16 protein-coding genes are annotated in these 21,054 nt (G+C 66.7%); 8 read left to right on the top strand and 8 right to left on the bottom strand.

All coding sequences use genetic code 11. The features are described 5' to 3' along the window. Positions 1 to 101: 101 nt before the first annotated feature. A complete protein-coding gene (locus AC1DS0_RS11475; RefSeq protein WP_476814475.1) occupies positions 102 to 3,788 on the top strand; it encodes a DUF2339 domain-containing protein in 3,687 nt (1,228 codons plus the stop codon). A gap of 157 nt (positions 3,789 to 3,945) precedes the next feature. On the opposite strand, the gene AC1DS0_RS11470 is transcribed toward AC1DS0_RS11475, so the two are convergent. Both AC1DS0_RS11470 and AC1DS0_RS11465 read right to left on the bottom strand, forming a co-directional pair. Beyond that, positions 3,946 to 5,331 (bottom strand): IS1182 family transposase, encoded by a 1,386-nt coding sequence (locus AC1DS0_RS11470; RefSeq protein ID WP_476814474.1) that lies wholly within the window; start codon positions 5,329 to 5,331, stop codon positions 3,946 to 3,948. Positions 5,332 to 5,742: 411 nt separating this feature from the next. Continuing rightward, positions 5,743 to 6,756 (bottom strand): amino acid ABC transporter substrate-binding protein, encoded by a 1,014-nt coding sequence (locus AC1DS0_RS11465; RefSeq protein WP_476814473.1) that lies wholly within the window; start codon positions 6,754 to 6,756, stop codon positions 5,743 to 5,745. 266 nt (positions 6,757 to 7,022) lie between these two features. Between AC1DS0_RS11465 and AC1DS0_RS11460 the strand changes: the two genes are divergently transcribed. From AC1DS0_RS11460 to AC1DS0_RS11435, 6 genes are read left to right on the top strand one after another with little or no spacing between them, the layout of a single operon-like run. Continuing rightward, positions 7,023 to 7,649 carry a glutathione S-transferase family protein gene (locus tag AC1DS0_RS11460; RefSeq protein WP_476814472.1) on the top strand — a complete coding sequence of 209 codons (627 nt, stop codon included), beginning with the start codon at positions 7,023 to 7,025 and terminating at the stop codon, positions 7,647 to 7,649. Continuing rightward, positions 7,642 to 8,862, top strand: coding sequence for a CaiB/BaiF CoA transferase family protein (locus AC1DS0_RS11455; RefSeq protein ID WP_476814471.1), 1,221 nt, complete (start codon positions 7,642 to 7,644; stop codon positions 8,860 to 8,862). Before AC1DS0_RS11460 ends, AC1DS0_RS11455 begins: the two co-directional genes overlap by 8 nt. Then, positions 8,859 to 9,473, top strand: a complete 615-nt coding sequence (locus AC1DS0_RS11450; RefSeq protein ID WP_476814470.1) for a carboxymuconolactone decarboxylase family protein — start codon at positions 8,859 to 8,861, stop codon at positions 9,471 to 9,473. The genes AC1DS0_RS11455 and AC1DS0_RS11450 overlap by 4 nt, the downstream gene beginning before the upstream one ends. Beyond that, positions 9,466 to 10,341 carry an amidohydrolase family protein gene (locus AC1DS0_RS11445; protein ID WP_476814469.1) on the top strand — a complete coding sequence of 292 codons (876 nt, stop codon included), beginning with the start codon at positions 9,466 to 9,468 and terminating at the stop codon, positions 10,339 to 10,341. Before AC1DS0_RS11450 ends, AC1DS0_RS11445 begins: the two co-directional genes overlap by 8 nt. Before the next feature lie 36 nt (positions 10,342 to 10,377). Then, on the top strand, positions 10,378 to 11,157 hold the full coding sequence (locus AC1DS0_RS11440) for an enoyl-CoA hydratase/isomerase family protein (RefSeq protein ID WP_476814468.1): 780 nt from the start codon (positions 10,378 to 10,380) through the stop codon (positions 11,155 to 11,157). Next, a complete protein-coding gene (locus AC1DS0_RS11435; RefSeq protein WP_476814467.1) occupies positions 11,158 to 11,937 on the top strand; it encodes an enoyl-CoA hydratase-related protein in 780 nt (259 codons plus the stop codon). It abuts the gene before it with no gap. A 3-nt stretch (positions 11,938 to 11,940) separates the two neighbouring features. Here the strand turns inward: AC1DS0_RS11435 and AC1DS0_RS11430 are convergent, their stop codons facing one another. Then, positions 11,941 to 12,690, bottom strand: coding sequence for a GntR family transcriptional regulator (locus tag AC1DS0_RS11430; RefSeq protein WP_476814466.1), 750 nt, complete (start codon positions 12,688 to 12,690; stop codon positions 11,941 to 11,943). 177 nt (positions 12,691 to 12,867) lie between these two features. Here AC1DS0_RS11430 and AC1DS0_RS11425 point away from each other — a divergent pair, with 177 nt between their 5' ends. Then, a complete protein-coding gene (locus tag AC1DS0_RS11425) occupies positions 12,868 to 14,322 on the top strand; it encodes an aromatic amino acid lyase (RefSeq protein ID WP_476814465.1) in 1,455 nt (484 codons plus the stop codon). Positions 14,323 to 14,445: 123 nt separating this feature from the next. Here AC1DS0_RS11425 and ltaE read toward each other — a convergent pair whose 3' ends face one another. The 5 genes from ltaE to ntrB all read right to left on the bottom strand — a co-directional run bounded on the left by ltaE (position 14,446) and on the right by ntrB (position 21,014). Beyond that, complete coding sequence (gene ltaE, locus AC1DS0_RS11420; RefSeq protein ID WP_476814464.1) at positions 14,446 to 15,492, bottom strand: low-specificity L-threonine aldolase; 1,047 nt, start codon at positions 15,490 to 15,492, stop codon at positions 14,446 to 14,448. A 421-nt stretch (positions 15,493 to 15,913) separates the two neighbouring features. Next, entirely contained in the window at positions 15,914 to 17,497 is a 1,584-nt protein-coding gene (locus AC1DS0_RS11415) for a sulfite reductase subunit alpha (RefSeq protein ID WP_476814463.1), read from the bottom strand. Continuing rightward, positions 17,494 to 19,290, bottom strand: coding sequence for a NirA family protein (locus tag AC1DS0_RS11410; RefSeq protein WP_476814462.1), 1,797 nt, complete (start codon positions 19,288 to 19,290; stop codon positions 17,494 to 17,496). Before AC1DS0_RS11410 ends, AC1DS0_RS11415 begins: the two co-directional genes overlap by 4 nt. A gap of 11 nt (positions 19,291 to 19,301) precedes the next feature. Further along, entirely contained in the window at positions 19,302 to 20,093 is a 792-nt protein-coding gene (locus AC1DS0_RS11405; RefSeq protein WP_476814461.1) for an ABC transporter ATP-binding protein, read from the bottom strand. 12 nt (positions 20,094 to 20,105) lie between these two features. Then, entirely contained in the window at positions 20,106 to 21,014 is a 909-nt protein-coding gene (ntrB, locus tag AC1DS0_RS11400; RefSeq protein ID WP_476814460.1) for a nitrate ABC transporter permease, read from the bottom strand. Positions 21,015 to 21,054: the final 40 nt, after the last annotated feature.

Raw genomic sequence — 21,054 nt, 5'->3', positions numbered from 1 at the left:
ACGCTTCGAACGCCGCGCCGACCGGAGGCCGATCAATCGTCATGGAATGGGGGATTCTCGGCCTACTTCTCGGTCTCTTCTTTTTCGTGATCGTTCCGTGGGTGGCTCTTCGGGCCTCCGGACGCAGCAACACGGCCCTCGATCAGATCGCGCAGCTGAAGACCGAGCTGGCCGTGCTCCGGGAGGAGCTGGCGGCGCTGAGAGGCGGAGGCGTTCCAGTCCTCGCCGCCGCGCCCGCCACGGAGGTCGCGCCCTCCGAGACAGCGCCGGAAGCCGAGTCGCCGCTGTCGGCCGGGATGCAGGCGCCCAAGCCGCAGCTTGCGGCCGAAGCCGCCTCGCCCGAAGCCGAGGCGCTCGAACCGCTGGCTTCCCCGGCGGAAACGATCCCGCTGGCGGCACGGATGGCGGCCGAAGCTCACGTCGAGCCGGCGCTACCACTTGAGCGCTTCGAGGAGGAGACCCTCCAAGAGCAGTACGCGCGAGAAGCGCAAGAGGCGCCGCAGGAGCCGGAGGCGCAGATCGGGCCGCCACCGCCGCGGCGCGACATCGAAGAGACGATCGGCTCGCGCTGGGCCGTCTGGATCGGCGGCGTCGCGCTGGCGTTCGGCGGGCTGTTCCTGGTCCGCTACTCGATCGAAGCCGGCCTGTTCGGTCCCGGCGTGCGGCTGCTGATGGGCGCCGTCTTCGCCCTGCTGCTGGCTGGGGCCAGCGAATATCTGCGTCGCCGCGAGGCGCCACTGCCCTTCAACGCGCCCGGCGCGCTGGGTAACGCCAACATCCCCTCCGTGCTGGCCGGCGTCAGCGTGCTGGCCGGCTTCGGCGTCGTCTTCGCCGCCCACGCCATCTACGGCTTCATCGGCCCGATGCCCGCCTTCGCGATGATGGCACTGATCGGCCTTGCAGCCCTCGCCGCTTCGCTGCTGCACGGGCCGGCGCTCGGGCTCTTCGGACTGGCCGGCTCCTATGTCACCCCTTTCCTGATCGCGAGCACGGCCCCGGCCTTCGCCTCGCTTTCACTCTTCATCGCCTTCGTAACGGCCACCGCCTTCCTGCTGCATTCGCAGCGCCCGAGCCGTGTCGTCACGCTGGCGGCCGTCGCCGGCCACGGCGCCTGGACCGTGCTGATCGCCTTCGCCATGCGTGGGCTGCTTTGGCCCTCCTTCCTCGTCGGCGCCGGCGCCGTCCTGGCCTGGCTGCTGCTGAAGGAGCTGCCGCTGTGGCGGAGGCGCGGCGAGGTCGCACCCTGGCGTCCGGTCCCGTTCGATCTCACCGGCCTCGTCGCCATTGCTGTGCCGCTCGTCATCTCGGGGGCGCTCTGGGTCGGCATGGGCGCGCCGGGGCCGCTGCACCTCGCGATCCTCGCCACGGTCGCGGTCGGCATCGTCGCCGCGGTCCGCCATCGCGACCTCGCGCCGCTAGCACTCGTCGCGGCCGCCGGCGCCGTCGGCATGATCCTGCTCTGGCCGCGCCAGGACGGGGCGCTCGGCCTGTCGTCCGCGACCCTGCTCGACCTGGTCAGGCTGAGCATCGCCCCCGATGCCGGGCCCGGACTGGCCTGGACCGCGGCGCTCTTCGCCGTGGTGATCGGCGGGCTGCCCTTCGCGGCCCTGGTCACGCGCCGCCTGGCCGGCGCCGGGGGCTATGTCGAGCGCGGCTGCCTGGCCTTCGCCTCTGCGCTGGCACCCGTCTGCCTGCTGCTGGCGACGACGCTGCGCGTCAACGGCTTCGAGCGCGCGCCAGGCTTCGCGGCGCTGGCGGCGCTGCTGGTCGCGGTGCTGTTCCTCGCCTCCGAACTCCTGCTGCGGGTCGAGCGTGCCAGCACCCGATCGCGCAATTCGCTCGCCCTGGTCGGCTCCGCGGCCTATGCCGCCGCGGCTGCGATCGCGCTCGGCCTCGCCGTGGCGCTGGCCCTGCGCGAGACCTGGCTGGTGGTCGGCTTCGCGATCGCCGCGGCCGGCCTCGCCATCCTCGCCCGCGCCCGCCCGCTCCCATTGCTGCGGACGATGTCAGCCAGCCTCGCGACCGCCGCCTTCGCCCGCTGGGTCTGGGACCCGATCCTCACCGGAATGGGCTCCTGGCCACTGCTCAACTGGCTGATCCCGGCCTATGCCCTGCCGGCCTTGTGCTTCGGGGTCGCCGCGCTGGCGCTGCGCGGCACGCAGGACCGGCCCAGGATCGTGCATCAGGCGCTCGCCGCCCTCTTCACAGCGGCCTTCGTGCTGCTGCAGGTCCACCAGCTTTTCGTCGGCCCGGATCTGACGCCCGATCTCGCCCGGATCACCGGCCATTATGCCCAGCCGCGCAACCGGTTGTTCGAGGAGGTCGCCTGCCTCGTCATCGCGGCCGGACTACTGGGCGCCGGATTCCAGCGCCTGGGCCGGAGCGCGGGCAACGCGGTTTTCCGGATCGCCGGGCTCGCCGCCGCAGCGCTCACGATCCTGCTCGCGATCGGCGGGCTTGGCGCCCTGCTCAACCCGCTCTTCGACGGCACCACGGTCGATGGCTGGCCGGTGCTGAACCGGCTGCTCTGCTACGTCGTCGCCGGCGCTGCGCTCGGCGCGCTCGGCTTCACCACCTCGCGCGAGGGCGGCTCGCCGGTCTCGGATGCGCTGAGCGCCTGCGGGGCCTTCCTGGTCTCGCTCGGCCTCGTACTGATCACCCGCCACGCTTTCGCTGGGCCGCAGCTCTCGCCGGTGGACGGCGCCTCGGTCGGCTATGCCGAATCCGTGATGATCGCCGTCGTGCTGATCGCGCTGACGGCGGCGGCGCGGCTCTGGCACGACGCGTCGAGGGGCCGGATCGCGAGCCTCGCCGTCGTGACGCTTGGCTGCATCTCGATCGGCTGGACCGTCCTCGCCCTCGGCTTCGCGCGCAACCCCTTCCTGGACGGGCGCGCGGTGGAGGGGCCGGCCGTGTTCAACCGCATCCTGTGGGGCTACGGACTGGCGGCCCTCGCCCTGGCCGGTGCAGGGCTGTGGCTGCGCGACGGCTTCGCCAGGCTTTCGCGCGCCTTCGGCCTGACGGCGGCCATGGCAGCCATTGGCTGCGTCTTCCTGCTGCTGCGCCATGCGCTGCACGGCCCCTCTCTGTCGTCCGAGGTGCCGATCACCCTGGCCGAATCCGGGATCTACGCCGCGCTCGGCTTCATGCTGGCGATCGCCGTGATGATCGCGGGTTCAGTGCGTTGGCTGGGACGCAGCGTGCCGGTCGATCCGCTGGCCGCGACGCTCGCCGCCTGCGGCTTCTTCGCCGGCGTCGCCTTCATCGCGAGTCCGGTGGTGACCGACCAGCCTCTGGCCGGCGTGCTGATCCTCGACAACGCACTTATCGGCTACCTGCTGCCTGCGGCGCTGGCCTTCGCAGCCGCGGCCTGGGTGTGGTCCTATCTCCACCGGCCGCTGATCTCGCGGATTTATGGCATCGCGGCCATTCTTGGGGCGCTGGCCTATGTCGTCACCGAGATCCGCCGCGCCTTCGTCGGCGCAGACCTGTTCAGCACCGCTATCGGCGCCGGCGAGCTCTATGCCTATTCGGCCGGGATCCTGCTCTATGGCGTCGCCTTGCTGGCGCTCGGCTTCCGGACCCGGTCGCGCGATCTGCGCCTGGCCTCGCTCGGCATCGTCACCATCGCGATCTGCAAGGCCTTCCTCGTAGACATGTCGGGGCTGGAAGGGCTGCTGCGAGCCCTGTCCTTCATCGGCCTCGGCGCCAGCCTGGTCGCGATCGGCCTCGCCTACCAGCGACTGCTGCGCCGAGGGACGAGCACCGCGGCGTCCGCCAACGCATAGCTGTGTTGTCCATTAAGGGACGATGTGACTTACTGCGCGACGTAGGACCGCTTTCCGGCAGGGAGACGGAGTCCGCTTCTGGCCGATACCGTTGAAAAAGGCGGCCTTGAGAGGGACGAGAAGGCGTTTCGGATTTGGCCGATTGAGCCTGGCCCTCTCATGCGGGCCTGAACTGTGGTCCGTTCGGCAGGAGCTTTGCGAGCTTCCTGAGGTTCTGGGCTGCTGCGGCGAGATGGAACTCGTCTCTGGCGCCATTGGGTCCGCGTAGGCGCAGCCGATCGAGCCGCAGGATCCGCTTGAGGTGAGCGAACAGCATCTCGACCTTCTTCCGCTGGCGCCGCAAGGTGACATAGGCATCGGTCGCGGCGATGTCCCTGGCCATGTCACGGGCACCCTCATGGATCGACCTCAGGATCTTGCGAGCCGGCGTGTTGGGCGAGCACTGCCGCTCCAGCGAGCAGGCGTCGCAGTCGAACTTGCTGGCGCGGTAGCGCATGAAGCCTTCGGGGTCGACACCGTCGCGGCCAATGCTGAGGCGTCTGCGATACTGGTGAAGCTCCTTCCCGCCCGGGCAGATGTAGAGATCGTGGGCGTGATCATAGGTAAAGTCGGAGCGACTGAAGGTGCCGTCGCTGCGCTGGGATTTGTCGAACACCGGGATGTGCGGCTCGATCCCGCGCTCGTGCACCAGCCAGGCGAGGTTCTCGGCCGAGCCGTAGGCGCTGTCGGCGGCTAATCTGGCCGGCCAGAGGCCGAAGCGCTCCTGCGTCCGGCCAAGCATGGTCCGGGCCGAGCCGACCTCGGCCTGCCGGATGGCGCGGCTGGCCTCGACGTCGACGATGACGGCATGGTCGAGGTCGATCAGATAGTTGGTGGCGTAGGCGAAGAAGGCGTGACCCTTCAGGGCTCCCGCCCATTGTGCCGCCGGATCGGAGCGCGAGACGAACTTCGGCTTTGCTTCGCTGGCCGCGCCCCAGGCGGCCTCGTCGAGCGTGTCGAGATACTCGCGCACCGAGCGTCGTGTCCGGGCGAGATCGTCCCAGTCGACCGGCTCGGAGGCGTCCGCCGAACGCTGCTTGTTGGCATCCGCCTTGATCAGGCTGGCATCGACCGCGAAGCCTTCGCCGCCGACAAGCCCCTCCGCGATGCAGCGCCGGACGGTCGCCTCGAACAGTTCGCGCAGGAGATCACTGTCGCGGAAGCGACCATGCCGGTTCTTCGAGAAGGTCGAGTGATCAGGCACGTCGCCCTCGAGCCCGAGCCGACAGAACCAGCGATAGGCCAGGTTCAGATGAACCTCCTCACACAGGTGGCGCTCAGAACGGATGCCGAAGCAGTAGCCGACGAGCAGCATCCGGATCATCAGTTCAGGATCGATCGAGGGCCGACCCATCTCGCTGTAGAACGGTCGCAGATGCGCACGGATATCCGAAAGATCGACGAACCGGTCGATGGCTCGCGCCCAATGATCGGTCGGAATGTGACGCTCCAGGCTGAACTCGTAGAACAGCGCCTCCTGCGCCACCTGTCGCTCGCCCATCATCGCGACGCCCTCCACCCAAGGAAGACTGAATCAGGACTTCATACTCGCCGCAACGACGACTTTTTCAACGGTATCGGCGCGGCGCGGCCTTGAGCCAGCTGACACGGTTTCTGCCGTGATCGACACCGTGTAGGTCTGTCACTGCTCGGCTGGCGTCGTGTGCGACAATCGGAGCGCGATCGCGACCGCCGATAGCGTGACACCCCCGCTCACGATAAAGACGGCACCGATCCCCGCCCCCACATGGGCATAAAAGCCCAAACACCTATCAGCCGGCTCGCTCTAGAACCGGATAACCTGTTGAGGCTCCACACCTAGATCTTCGCCCACGCGACATCGCCGAGACCCGGAAGGCGTCGCCGCAAGCGGTCACGTAGGCCGCACGGAGCTTCGGGAAGCGGCTCCGCCCTGTCAGCGGATCGGCGGAGCGTATTGAAGGCCGCCCTTCGACCAGAGATTGTTGGCGCCGCGCGGGATGCCCAGCGGCGACGCCGGCCCGAGATACTTCTCATAGCTCTCGCCGTAGTTTCCGACCTGCTTGACGATCCGGTAGGCCCAGTCCTTGGTCAGCCCCAGGCCCTCGCCGAGATTGCCGTCGACGCCGAGGAAGCGCTTGATCTCCGGATTGGTCGATTTTGCTTGCTCGTCGACATTGCCCGCGGTGAGGCCCATCTCCTCGGCGTTGACCATCGCGTAATGTGCCCAGCGGACGATGTTCGCCCAGGCTTCATCGCCGCGACGAACAGCCGGGCCGAGCGGTTCCTTCGAGATGAGCTCGGGCAGGATCACGAAATCCTGTCCATTGGCGACCTTCAGGCGATAGGCATAGAGCGCCGACGCATCGGTGGTGAAGACGTCGCAGCGGCCGGCCTCGAAGGCCTTGATGGCCTCGTCGCCCGAGGCGAAGCTGACCGGCTCGTATTTCAGCCCGTTCTTCAGGAAGAAGTCGGCGATGTTCAGTTCGGTCGTGGTACCGCCCTGGACGCAAACCGTCGCGCCGCCGAGGTCCTTCGCCGATTTGATCCCAAGCGATTTTTTGACCATCAGCGCCTGCCCGTCGAAATAGGTGATCGCCGAGAAAGACAGGCCAAGCGTCGTATCGCGGGACAGCGACCAGGTTGTCTGGCGCGAGAGCACATCGACTTCGCCGGATTGAACGACCGCGAAGCGATCTTTCGGATTGAGCGAGATGTATTTGACCTTCTTGGCGTCGTTCAGGACCGCCGCGGCAACGGCTCGGCACAGATCGATGTCGAGCCCGCCCCATTGCCCCTGCGCATTCGGCAGCGAGAAGCCGGGAACGCCCGGACTCGTCCCGCAGATCAGCTCGCCGCGTTCCTTGACCTTATCGAGCGTGCCGGCTTGCGCTGCCGCAGCCGAAACCAGAACCGCCGCCGCCCCGAAAACAAACTGCAATGCCTTCATTGTCCCCTCCCGGTCGTTTTTAAAAGGCTATAAAACTAGCCTATTGACGCAAGACGCCACCGTCAACCGGGCCCCCGGTCCGGATTCCGCCGGAGGCCACGCCCGGCGCGCGACAAACTCAAACGGTATCGTGCCTGTATCATCAGCCTTGCTGCAAACGGTCCCGTGGATGTCCGCCACAGCCGCGCTCGACAGGCACACACTCGATTGCTATAGGTCATAAAACTGATTTATCGAGATGATGCCTGCGAAGCTGGGAGCGTGCAATGGGCGATATGACACTTCACTGGTCGCCTCGATCCCCCTTCGTGCGGAAGGTGATGGTGGCTGCGCATGAGCTGGGTCTGACCGATCGGCTGACATTGCGGCGCACCGTCGCGCAGATGACGAAGCCGAACCCGGACCTGCTGCCCGACAATCCGCTCAGCAAGATTCCGACGCTGGTTCTGGCCGACGGCTCAGCGCTGATCGATTCCGGCCTGATCTGCGAATATCTCGATTCACTGGCCGGCGGCGGCGTCATCGTTCCCGCCAAGGGACCCGAGCGTTGGGCCGAGCTCAGCCGGCACGCACTCGCGACCGGCTTCCTCGACCTGCTCATCCTCTGGCGCAACGAGCGCAACAAGCCCCCGGAGAAGCAGACGGCGGAGTGGCTGTCGAGTTTCGCCACCAAGGCATCGACTTGCCTCGCACGCTTTGAAATCGAGGCCGGCCCGATCGGGCCGGGGTACCTTCCGCTGTCTGGTATCGCGCTCGGCTGTTGCCTGTCCTACCTTGATTTCCGCTTCGCGGATCTCGATTGGCGGATAAGCCGCCCCCGGCTCGCGCGATGGCATGGCGAATTTCGCCAGCGCCCTTCCGCCATCGCGACCGAGATCAAGAACGATGGCTGATATCCCGCGCCGCGGCCCCCTCAGCCATGTCCGCGTCCTCGATCTCAGCCGCATCATGGCCGGCCCGTGGGCAACCCAGATCCTGGCCGATCTCGGCGCCGACGTCATCAAGGTCGAGCGCCCGGAGGCCGGCGACGATACGCGCGCCTGGGGCCCGCCCTTCCTCAAGGACGAGGCTGGAAATCCGACCAGCGAGGCCGGCTACTATCTTTCGGTCAACCGCGGAAAGCGCTCGATCACCGTCGATATCACCAGCGCCAAAGGGCAGGACGTCGTCCGCCGGCTGGCGGCCTCGAGCGATATCGTGGTCGAGAACTACAAGGTCGGGACGCTGAAGCGCTATGGCCTCGACTACGAGGCGCTCAAGGCGATCAATCCGCGCCTGATCTTTGCCTCGGTGACGGGCTTCGGCCAAAGCGGCCCTCGCAAATCAGCTGCGGCCTATGATTTCGCGATCCAAGCCCTGGGCGGCCTGATGAGCATCACCGGCGAGCGCGAGGGCGTGCCGGGTGCCGGTCCCCAGAAGGTCGGCGTTCCCATCGTCGACATCATGACCGGCATGTACACTGTGGTCGGCGTGCTCGCCGCACTGGTCAGGCGCAACGAAACCGGCAAGGGCGACAATATCGATCTTGCCATGCTGGACGTGCAGACCGGCTTCCTCGCCAACCAGGCGATGAACTGGCTGGTCTCCGGGCGCACCCCGGTCCGCGGCGGCAACCGTCATCCCAACATCCAGCCGCAGGACGTCTTCCCTTGCGCCGACGGTTTCATCGTCCTGGCGGTCGGCAATGACGGACAGTTCGCCAAGCTCTGCGAGGCGTTGGCAGAGCCGCAATGGGCATACGATGCACGCTTCACCACTAATCCGGCGCGCGTGACCAATCACGGCCTGCTCGACCCGCTCCTCCGGGTCGCCTTCGGTCGTTTCAACCGTGACGCGCTCATCGCCGCGCTTGAAGCCGTCGGCGTTCCCTGCGCGCCGATCAACACGGTGCCGGAGGTGTTCGACGACCCGCAGGTCAAGCACCGCGGCATGCTGCGCCACTTGTCCCACCCGCTGGCCGGCAAGGTTCCGCAGGTGGTCAGCCCGCTGAACTTCGAGAACGAGCCGCTCTCGTTCGAGCGCGCGCCGCCCCTGCTCGGGGAGCATACCGACGAGATTCTCCGTGAGATCGGCCTGGCCGAACAAGCTCGATGGAAGACAGAATGAAGCGGCTCCACCTCCCGACCGTCGACGAACTGACGTTAGATCAGCGCAAGGTCTATGACGAGGTCGTCTCCGGGCCGCGCGGGCGGCTGATCGGGCCGCTACGCGCGGTCATCCACAGCCCGGAACTCGCCACGCGCTGGTCGCGCCTCGGCGAATTCCTGCGTTTCGCAACGCTCCTGCCGCCAAGGCTCAACGAACTCGCTATCATCGTCGTCGGACGCCACTGGAACAGCCAGCTGGAATTCTACATCCATGCGGAGGCGGCGAAGGTCGCCGGTCTGGATGCCGCCTGCATCGAGGCTATCCGGTTAGGCCAAGCGCCGGTCTTCGTCGAAGCTGACGAGCACGAGGTCTACGAATACGCCCGCCTGCTCCTCCAGACCGGCACCGTTCCCGACAACGTGCATGCCGCGATCGTCGAGCGATGGGGCCCGCGCGGCGCCGTCGAGCTCACCGGCGTGATCGGGTACTACACGATGGTGTCGATGACGCTGAACGCGCATGCGATCCCGCTGCCTGACGCAGCGGTTCCGCCTCTCCCCAACTTGCAGGACGAGCCGACACCTCTGCCCGCCGCCTCGCAGGTGGCCAAGGACATCAGCCGTGACTGAAACCGTCGCTCCGAGATCGCACCGCGCGCCCGGCTGGACGCTGCCTGCAGGGGCTGCCGACTGCCACGCGCATGTCTTTGGGCCCTATGAGCGTTTCCCGGTGTCGCATCAGATGCACTACGCGGCGCCTCTGGCTCCGGCGGCAGCCCATTGCGGCATGCTGGAGCGCGTTGGCCTGACCCATGGCGTCCTCGTGCAGCCCGGGGCCTATGGCGAAGCCCCTTCGGCGATCATCGATGCGTTGGCGCAGGGCAAAGGGCGCCTGCGAGGCATCGCCGCCGCGAGCGAGCGGGTTCCGCAGTCCGAACTCGACGCCTGGCATGCTGCAGGCATCCGCGGCTTGCGATTCAACGACATGAGGGTGCCCGGTGGAACCGGCCCTTTTCCCGGCTCGGTCGGCACCGATGCTCTCGCCGCGACAGCTCCCGGCATGCGGGCGAGAGGCTGGCATGCGGAGGTCTGGGCGGGAATAGACCGGCATGTCGCGAATCTGCCGCTCTATCGCGCTAGCGGCATTCCGATCGTGCTGGACCACATGGCCGGCCTCCAACTCGCACGCGGGCCTGGCGATCCGTCGTTCAGGGCGATCCTGGAGGCGCTGCGGGAAGGTTGGCTCTGGATCAAACTCGTGCTGTGCCGCTGCTCGCAGGATTTCCCGGATTATGCCGATGCCCGGCCATTCCACGATGCATTGGTCGCGGCGAACCCCGAGCGGATGATCTGGGGTTCCGATTGGCCACATCTTCGATTGGCAGAGCGGGCCCCCGATGTGGGGCATCTGCTCGACCTGTTCGCCGAGTGGGTTCCGGATGCGGGGCTGCGCCAGTGCATCCTCGTCGACAATCGCCGCCAGCTCTACGGCTTCTGATACCGGCCCGAGACCGGGCGCAATACGGAGTTTCTGATGGCGAGCGCGTTTGAATGTCTAACAGTCGGTGTCAGCGATTTCGTCGCGACGGTGACGATCGACCGGCCGCCGGTCAACGCGCAGAGCCGCCAGTTCAGGGAAGAGATCGTCGCCGTCTTCGACAGCCTCAGCGATCGCGCCGATGTGCGGGCGATCGTGCTGACGGGCGCGGGGAAAACCTTCTCGGCAGGCGCCGACCTGAAGGAGCGACCCGGACTAGCGCAGGAGCCGGGCGCCTATCCCCGCCATAACCGGCTGGTGCGCGCATCCTTCGATACGGTGATGGAATGCTCCAAGCCCGTCATCGCCGCAGTCAATGGTGCGGCGATCGGCGCCGGCTGCGTGCTCGCTTTGTGCTGCGACATCATTCTCGTGGCGGAGGAGGCTTTCTTTGCGATGACCGAGGTCGATGTCGGGCTGGCCGGCGGCGTCAGCCATGTCAGACGGTTCTTCCGGGAATCCGATGCCAGGATGCTGATCTACACCGCGCGGCGGGTGCGCGGCTCAGAGCTCTACCGGATGGGCGTCGCCTCGGACTGCGTGCCGGCCGAGCGCCTGCTCGAACTGGCGCAGGAGATCGCGCGCGAGATCGCGTCGAAGAGCCCTTCGGCCGTCCAGGCCGCGAAGCGATCGTTCAACGTCACCGAGGGCCTCGAACTGCGCGACGGCTATCGCTTCGAACAGTCGCAGACCGTGGCGCTGGCCTTCTCCGAGGATACCAGGGAGGCGCAACGCGCTTTTGCCGAGAAGCGCAAGCCGGTCTTCGGCGGCGGCTAGATGGACTCGCCCGAACCTGTCGCCCTGCATCATGCCTCCGACGGCGTCGTGGTCATCACGCTGAACCGCCCTGAGCGCCGCAATGCTCTGAACCTCGATGTCAAGGGGCGCATCGCCGACGCCATCCTGCGGCTCGAAGCCGATACGAGCGTGCGCGTCATCGTCCTGACCGGTGCCGGCGGCTACTTCATCGCCGGCACGGATATCGCCGAGATGGAACCGATGAGCCCCGCCCGGCATCAGGCGCTCGCGACCGACCGGATGTTCACGGTGCTGCGCCGCTGCCCGAAGATCCTGATCGCGGCCGTCGAGGGCTATGCCCTGGGTGGCGGCTGCGAGACGGCGCTCTGCTGCGACATGATCGTCGCCGGCGAAGGCGCGCGCTTCGGCCAGCCGGAAATCCGTATCGGCATCATGCCCGGCGCCGGCGGCACCCAGCGCCTGCTGCGCACCATCGGCAAATACCGCACCATGAAGCTCGCTCTGACGGGAGAGCCGTTGACCGCGACCGAGGCTTTCCAAGCAGGTCTGCTCTCGGAGATCGTACCCGATGGCAGCACCCTCGACCGCGCCCTGGCGATCGCCAGGATGGTGGCTTCGATGCCGCCACTCTCCGTGCTGGCGATCAAGGAAGCCGTGCAGCTCGGGCAGGACGTGCCGCTGGAAACGGCCCTCGCGCTGGAGCGCAAGGCCTTCGTCCAGTTGTTCGACACGCAGGATCAAAAGGAGGGAATGCGGGGCTTTCTGGAGAAGCGTCCGCCTCGTTTCAAAGGAAACTGAGGCCTATCGCAGCTTGACGTCGAACTTGACGACGTCCCCGCGGTAGATGCCCTTCGCGTCGAGCACGAGCGTGCCGTCCTGATCCAGGGCCTGCCGATGGACGAAGGCGACAGGAGAATCCAGGGAGATCCCGAGCGCCTCGCTCGTCTCGATATCCGCCGTGCCGATGGTCAGGGTCTGACGCGCATCCGCGATCTCGACGCCCTCGACTTCGGAGATCAGGCGCAGGGCCGTCTTCGATTCGAGATCGCGCTGGGTGATGCGGTCGCGAAGCCGCTCGTCGATATGGAGATCCGCCAGAAGGAAGGGCTGCCCATGCCGCCAATGACGGCGCCGGACATGCCGATAGGCCGGGGCGAGCGTTCCGATCTGGTCTTCGAAGGCATGCAAGGTTCTATCGGGCTCGTCATGGAGGATCTCGATCGTCGCGTCGTAGCTGGGGCGCAGCAAGCCGGACCAATCCGTGCCGACCGCGCACCACAAATTCTCTGCCGGCCGCCGACGCACGAATGTGCCGCGCGCCCGATAGCGTTCGATCAGTTGCTCGTCCTCGAGCAGGTCGAGAGCCTGACGGATCGTCGCCCGCGCCACGCCGCATTCGGTGGCGAGTTCGTCGACAGTCGGGATTTGCGCCCCGACCTGCCATTGCCCCGCCGCGATCCGGCGCCGGAACAGCGTGGCGAGCTGATGATAGCGGGAAATGCCGGACCGTTTGAAATCCAACGGCTTCGACGAAACGCTGCGGACGATCATGCGGCTCCCAATCAGACCTGCGACAACCGGCAGGCTACCGCAATGGTCGTCGGTTGACGAGCCGCAGGCTCGCCATTAATCCAATGAACTAGGTTATTGTCCTTTTTACTGATCACGCGGGCGCCATCTGCGCGCGCTCGATCACGGATTTCCGCCAAGCCGCTGGGTCAGGTCATCATGCAGAACATCGTCGCCATCTCCGGCCGAGACCTGACCCCGGCGGGAATCGTCCAGGTCGCCCGGTCCGGAGCGAAGGTCGTGCTCACGCGCGAGGCCATCGAACGCATCGGCCATGCCCGCGAGGTCGTCGACGAGGTCGTCCGCAAGGGCGAGAAGATCTACGGCGTCACCAGCAGCGTCGGGGCCAAGACCGGCACGATGCTGGCCCCGGACCGGATTCCCGAATTCAACCGCCGCCTGCTCCTGACGCATAATATGGGGCACGGCCCCCTCGCCTCGCACGAGACGGTCCGGGCGATGATGATCGTTCTGCTCAACAGCATGGCGACCGGCTATCTCGGCGTCAGGCCGGTCATGGCCGACAGGCTGATCGAGGCCCTGAACACGGATCGCCGGATCGATGTCCACCTCTGGGGCTCCATGGGCCAAAGCGACATGTCGCCCATCGCCGACCTGGCGCTGGAATTGTACAAGGATCATGAATTCGCAGCCGGCGAGGCGCTGGCCCTCCTGAACTCCAGTGCGCTGTCGATCGGCACGGCAGCCCTCGCCTTCCACGACCTCGAGCGCATGCTCGATTTCGCCACGCTGGCCGGCGCCTTCAGCATGGAGGGGTTTGCCGCCAATCCGTCGATCGTTTCGGAAGCGGCGCTGAGCTCTCGTCCCTTCGACGGCGTGCTGCGCCATGGTCGCGCGATCCGGAACTACCTGGCCGGAAGCTATCTGACGCAACCGGGCGGACCGCGCCACCTCCAGGACCCGCTGAGCTTCCGTTCGCTGCCGCTGATCCACGGGAACGCCGCCGACAGCCTCGGCTTCGCAGGCAGGCAGCTTGCCATCGAACTGAGTGCGAGCCAGAACAACCCGGTCGTGGCGATCGAGCAGCGCCAATTGGTCTCCGTCGCCAATTTCGACATGGTCGCGCTCGCGATGGCGCTCGACATCGCCCGGCTCGCGCTGGTGCCCGTGGTGACCAGTTCGACCGAACGGCTGGCCAAGCAGGCCGATTCATTCTGGTCGGGCTTGAGCGTCGGCCTGATCGAGGAGGACGGTGTCGGCTTGCCGGGCTTCAACGGCCTGGCGCAGTTCCACAAGTCGATCACCTCGGAGGCGCGGCTTCTCGGCGCGCCGGTGGTGAATGAGCTCGCGAGTTCAAGCCATTCGAACGGCAATCTCGATCGGGCGAGCATGGCGGGGCTCGCGGCGCGCCGGACGGCGGAGATGGCTACGCTCTGCCTCTCGATCTTCGGTATGGAATTGATGGTGGCGGCCCAGGCCGTCGAGATGCGGAAAGCCAAGCCACTCGGCGCAGTAACGCAAGAGCTCTTGGCGTTCGTCAGGCGCGCCATTCCATACGCAGGCGCCGGGGAACGTGTGCCTCACGCTGGACAACTGATCGACCATCTTGTCGCGAATGATGCCGAAATCGACAGCCTGATCAGGATGGCCTAACTCCTCGCGCATCCATTTCCTGCACGTCTATGCCTCGGACCATCGGGTTGAACTGGTGCGAGCCGCACACGACCTGAACTTGCCCTGAGTGCCATGTCCGCTTTCCGGTATTCATCGGCACAGTCAGGCCCGCGCCTTCGATCCTGCGGGCACTTCGTGCTTGTTGAAGAAGCTCTCACAGGCTTCGGCGACGCGCGCGACGGAGGCGTCGTCGACATCGAGATGGGTCACCCAGCGCAGCGTCCCGTATCGGCCGCTAACGCCGATACCGCGGTGGCGCAGGAACGCGGCGAAGGCGACGGTGTCGAGCGTCTTCGGCGTCATGAACACCATGTTCGTGCGGGCCTGCCCGGCGCCGAGCTCCGGGAAGCGCGCCAGCGCCTCCGCCAGCGCTGCTGCGCGCCGGTGATCCTCGCCGAGCCGAGAGACATTGTGCTCCAGCGCATAGATCGCGGCTGCGGCGATCACGCCGGTCTGGCGCATGCCGCCGCCGAGCATCTTGCGGATCCGGCAGGTCTTTTCGATGAACTCCTTCGGGCCGACCAGGATGGAACCGATCGGCGCGCCCAAACCCTTCGACAGGCAGAGCGAGACGGTATCGAACCGCCCGGCGATCCACGCTGCATCGCGGTTGCTCGCTGCGGCCGCGTTCATCAGCCGGGCGCCATCGAGATGGGTGGCAAGGCCATGTGAGCGGGCGAGTGCGGTCGCAGCCTCCAGATAGGCATCGGGCAGGACCAGACCGTTGAACGTGTTCTCCAGCGCCAGCAGCCGCGTGATCGCGAAGTGGAAATCGTTCGGCTTGATCGCGTTGGCGATGGCGTCGAGCGCGATCGTTCCGTCCGGCTCGTTGGGCAGGGGCTGCGGCTGGATCGAGCCCAGCACGGCCGCGCCACCGCCTTCGAGCCGATAGGTATGGGCCATCTGGCCGACGAGGTATTCCTCGCCGCGGCCGCAATGGGCCATCAGCGCGGCGAGATTGGCCTGCGTGCCGGTCGGAAAGAAAAGCCCGGCCTCCTTGCCCAGTCGCTCGGCGGTCAGCGCTTCCAGCCGCTTGGTGGTCGGGCAATCGTCGTAGACGGCATCGCCGACTTCGGCGGCTGCCATGGCCGCCCGCATGCCCTCGCCAGGGCGCGTAACCGTATCCGAACGGAAGTCATCCACGATCATCGATCAAGCCCTCATTGGACGCGCCTTACCCCATCGAGGGCTCACCGGGTCCATCGGCAAAGGTCGTAGACTCAGCATTCCGGCAGGTTGACGGCAAGGCGGCCGAGGCTGGTTTCCTTGAACCTGAGCCGTCGAGACGCAGAAGGCGGCTGCACTGGAGATCCTCAAGCTGCTCCGCGGCCGCGTCGAAATCGAACTCGGCCGGCGTCCAGCCAAGCAGGCCCAGCGTCACGGCACGATCCGCGGCGCCGCGACTTCATACCCGCGGCAACGACGACTTTTTCAACGATATCGGCGCGAGACCGCCGCGAGGCAAGCAGGGAAATACGGCAGCGAATTGCCCGCAGGGTCGCCCTGCCGCCGTTACCGGGCGACCGAAGCATGCGAGGGGCCGCATTGAATTCCAGTGCAACGCGAAGCTCTAGTAGACATCCGCCTGATAGCGACCTGCCTTCTTCAGCGCCGCGACATAGGCGACGGCCTCGTCGACCGAGCGCCTGCCATGCTCGGCGACGACGTCGACCATGGCTCGCTCGACATCCTTGGCCATGCGCTTGGCATCGCCGCAGACATAGAAATGCGCACCCTGCTCGAGCCAGGCGAAGAGTTCGGCGCCGCGCTCGCGCATCCGGTCCTGGACATAGATCTTGTCCTTACCGTCGCGCGACCAGGCGAGAGTGAGGCCGGTCAGCAGCCCGTCCTCCTTCATCGCGTTGAGCTCGTCCTCGTAGAAGAAGTCACTGGCACGGCGCTGATGACCGAAGAACAACCAGTTCCTGCCTTTCGCCCTGGTCGCCTTGCGATCATGCAGGAAAGCGCGAAACGGGGCGATCCCGGTGCCGGGGCCGCACATGATCACCGGCGTCTCCGGATTCTCCGGCAGGGCGAAGCCATGGGCGCGCTGGACATAGACCGGCACCTTGTCGCCGGGCTGGACGCGCTCGCCGAGGAAGGTCGAGGCGACGCCCCAGCGCGGACGCGAACCGATCTTGTAGCGGACCGTGTCGACCGTCAGCGAAATCCGCCCGGGCGTGGCGTTGAAGGACGACGAGATCGAATAGAGCCGCGGCTGCAGCGGATCGAGTGCCTCGACGAAGGCCTCTGCCGAGAGCCGCGCTTGCGAGAACTTGTGCAGAGTTCCGAGCACGTCGAGACGGTCAAGGTCGCCATCGGGATCTTCGCCGGCGGCAAGGCGTTTCGCCTTCTGCCGGTTTTCGCCGCCAGTGACGTAGGAGATCAGTTGGAACAGTGCATCCGGCGCCGGCCCGAGCGCGCAATCGGCCAGTAGCGTGTCGCGCAGGCTCTTGCCGTCGATCTCGGCGTCGGGCCGTGCGCCGAGCAGGGCAATGACCGCATCGACGAGGCGTGGATCGTTCTGCGCGACGATGCCGAAGGCGTCGCCGACGATGTAATCGAGCCCGCTCTCGCTGAGGTCGAGCTCGACATGCCAGGTTTCCTTTTCGGAGCCCTCGCCATTGAGCTTGCGCCGCGACAGGAAGGTCGCGAGCGCGGGGTTCTCGCGGCAGCGCCCCTGCGGACCGAGGTCGGCGACGGGTGCAGCTTCGGGGGGCAAAGCCGGGCCGGTGGCGCCCGGTGCTTCCATCAAGGACTTGAGCTGGCGCAGCGTCTCCTTGCCGCCCGGCGCGCAGAGATTGAGGCGCCCCTCGGTGCCTGAGGCGATGGCGGCCGAATATGTCTCGCAGACATAACCGCATTGCCCGCAATCCTGCTGCGCCATCGCGGCGAAGAGCTTGCGGGGCAGCGGCTTGCCTTCGGCGAGCTGCATGCGGTCGGCGATCACCATGGCGGGATCGTGCCAGGGTGCGCCGTCGCCAGTCTCGCCCATCACGGCGGCATTTTCGGCCGGCGACAGCGCGGTGACGCCGGCATTGTCGAGTGAGAGCAGGCCGGCGAAGAAGCCGTTCAGCCAGGAGCGCTGCTCCTCGCTGAAGGGCGCGGTCTCAGGCAGAACCTGAACGATCGGGCTCGGGCTCTGGACAGTCATGCCGCCTCTCCGATCTGCTCGACCAGCGCCTGCAGCGCCGCGATCTCATGGCGGCGCGCGAAGGCGACGAAGCTTTCGTCCGGCGCGGCGCGGTGAACCTGCCAGGTGCGCAGGATCGCCTCGACCAAAGCCGGCGCCTCTTCGGCCTTGACCTTCTCGCGGAAGGGCCGGGCCATACCACCATCGACGCCGTAGCCGCCGCCGACCAGAAGGTCGTAGCCCGGCACGGTGTCGCCCTCCTCGTTGACCGGTACCTTGGCACCGATCAGGCCGATATCGCCGATATAGTGCTGGGCGCAGGAATGATGGCAGCCGGTGAGATGGATGTTGACCGGCTGGTCCAGCGTGATGCGCGGCTCGCAATGGGCGGCGATGGCGAGCGCGTCCTCCTTGGTGTGGGCGGCGGCGAATTTGCAGCCGGTCGCGCCGGTGCAGGCGATCAGCCCGGCGCGCAGCACCGAGGTCTCGGCGGAGAGACCGATGGCCTGCAGATTGGCCAGCGCGTCGTCGATCTTGCCGTCCGGCACGCCCGAGAGCAGCAGATTCTGCCAGACGGTCAGGCGGATGTCGCCGTCGCCGCATTGCTGCGCGATCGCGGCGATCGTCCGCATCTGCTGGGCGGTGAGCTTGCCGACCGGCAGGGCGACGCCGACCCAGTTGAGGCCGGGCTGAAGCTGCTTGTGCACGCCGATATGGGCGAGGCGATCATAGACCGGGCGCGGCTTGACGAAGGCGGCGTCGACGCGGACCAGCCGACGGCCAAGCTTCTCCTCGACGGCGCCGAGGAACTTGTCGAAGCCCCAGGCATCAAGGACGTATTTGAGCCGTGACTTGTTGCGGTCGGTGCGGTCGCCATTGGCGATGAAGACGCGGACGATCGCATCGGCGACTGCGATCGCGTCGGATGGAGCGACGATCACTCCAGTGTCGCGGGCGAGATCCTTGTGGCCGGTGATGCCGCCGAGCGCGAGGCGATACCAGATACCGGGCTCGACAGCTGCGCCCTCGAAGGTTGCGCCCTCCGCGACCTCGATCGCCTGAAGGCCGATATCGTTGGTGTCCTCCAGCGTCGCGATCGAGCCGGCGCCGTCGAAGGCGACGTTGAACTTGCGCGGCAGCCCGTAGAGCGAGCGATCATTCAGGATGTGATGATGCCAGGCGCGGGCATGCGGGCGGGTGTCGAGGAGCTCGAGCGGGTCGATACCGGCTGTCGCCGATCCCGTGACGTTGCGGATGTTGTCGGCGCCGGAGCCTTTCGCGGTCAGGCCAAGATCAGCCAGGCCTTCCAGCAGCAGCGGGGCGTTCTCGGCGGTGATCTCGCGGATCTGGAGATTGGCGCGGGTGGTGACGTGGCTGTAGCCGCCGCCGAGGCTCTCGGCGATGTCGGCGACCCCGGCAAACTGCCAAGCCTTGAGGATGCCGTTGGGAATGCGCAGCCGGCACATATAGCTGTTCTGTGCCGGCGCCACGTAGAACAGGCCGTGATAGCGCCAGCGGAAATTGTCCTCCGGCTTGGGATAGCTGCCGGCTCTAGCCTGCTCCTTGAAGCGGGCATAGGCGTCGAAAGGATGCTCGGCGGCCTTCCACTTCTCCTGGTCGACGAGCTTGCCACCAGCGGCGACCGTCCTGGCCTGCGCCTCGGCATGCTCCCTGTCGGGGCCATCAGGCTTGTCCGGAGCGCTGCCCGACGCGCCGCCGAGCGGGCCGAGGCCGCGCGCCGCGCGGGCCGACTGCAGGCCGCTCATGAAGCCTTCGAGGTAGCGCTTCTGATCGGGGGAGAAGTCGTTGCTCATGGACGTTTCCGTCACGCCGCCTCGACAAAGCGATGGCGCTCGTAGAGGAACTTCAGCACCGCCTCGCGCGCGGCGATGTAGGTGCGGTCGGTGACCAGCTCCAGCCGCTTGCGCGGGCGGACGAGGCGCACGTCGAGCACCTCGCCGATGCGGGCCGAGGGGCCGTTGGTCAGCATCACGATCCGATCCGAGAGCAGCACGGCCTCGTCGACGTCGTGGGTGATCATGATCATGGTGTTGCCGAGCGCCGCATGGATCTGCATCACCGAGTCCTGCAGATGGGCGCGGGTCAAAGCGTCGAGTGCCCCGAAAGGCTCGTCGAGCAGCAGGATCTTGGGTTCCATCGCAAGGCCGCGCGCAATGCCGACGCGCTGCTTCATGCCGCCCGAGATCTCGCCCGGCCGCTTGTCCCTGGCATGGCCCATCTGGACGAGCTCGAGATTGTGCATGATCCAGTCATGCCGCTGCGCCCGGCTCTTCATCCGGCCGAAGACCTTGTTCACGGCGAGCGCGACGTTGTCGTAGACGGTGAGCCAGGGCAGCAGCGAGTGGTTCTGGAAGACCACGGCACGATCCGGCCCCGGCGCGTTGACCTCCTTGCCTTCGAGAAGGATGCCACCGGTCGTCGCGGGGGTGAGCCCGGCGATGATGTTGAGCAGGGTCGACTTGCCGCAGCCGGAATGGCCGATGATCGAGACGAACTCGCCCTTGTCGATGACGAGGCTGATGTCCTTGAGCACTTCCGTGGTGGCGGCGCCGCGCTGGAAGCGTTTGTCGACGTGGTCGATCTTCAGATAGCTCATCGCTTCGTCCCCTCAGTTGGTCGCGGTGCCGCGGGTGACGACATGGCCGATGAGAGCGACGAGGCGGTCGAGCAGAAAGCCGACCACGCCGATATAGACCAGCGCCACGATGATGTCGGAGAGGCGTGACGAGTTCCACGCATCCCAGATGAAGAAGCCGATGCCGACGCCGCCGGTCAGCATCTCGGCGGCGACGATGGCGAGCCAGGACAGGCCGACACCGATCCGCAGGCCGGTGAAGATGTAGGGCGCCGCAGAGGGCACCATCACCTTGAAGAAGAACTCGATCTGGTTCAGCCGCAGCACCTTGGCGACGTTGCGATAATCCTGCGGGATGTTGCGGATGCCGACGGCCGTATTGATGATCACCGGCCAGATCGCGGTGATGAAGATCACGAAGATCGCCGAGGGCTGGCTGTCGCGGAAGGCGGCGAGCGAGAGCGGCAGCCAGGCGAGCGGCGGCACAGTGCGCAGCACCTGGAAGACCGGATCGAGCCCACGCGTCGCCCAGATCGACTGGCCGACCAGGGCCCCGAGCAGCACGCCGACGATCGCCGCCAGGCTGAAGCCGATCGCGACACGCTGCAGGGAGACCAGGATGCGCCAGCCCAGCCCGATATCCTGCGAGCCCGCCCAGTAGAACGGCTCGGTGATCAGGTCCTTGGCCTCTTCCCAGATCTTGGTCGGCGGCGGCAGCGAGGATTGCGGACCGGACGCGGCGATCTGCCAGAACAGCAGGATCAGCGCGATGGTGATCAGCGGCGGCACCATGTTGACGACCGCGCCCTTCGCCAGGGGCGCGAGCTTGGCCGCAATGGACTTCGAGGGGCCGGCCGGCAAGGGCAGGACTTCCGACGGCTTTCCCGAGAGGGAAACGACCGTCGCGCCGGCGATCGCGTCTTTCAAGACAGGCTGACCCATGTTCCAGTCTCTCCTCTGACCGAGCTCTTCCGTCGTGTCA

Source organism: Allobosea sp. P4_H5 (assembly GCF_056400825.1).
The sequence above is the reverse complement of the archived record's forward strand: the minus strand, read 5'-3'. Positions and strand labels throughout refer to the sequence as shown.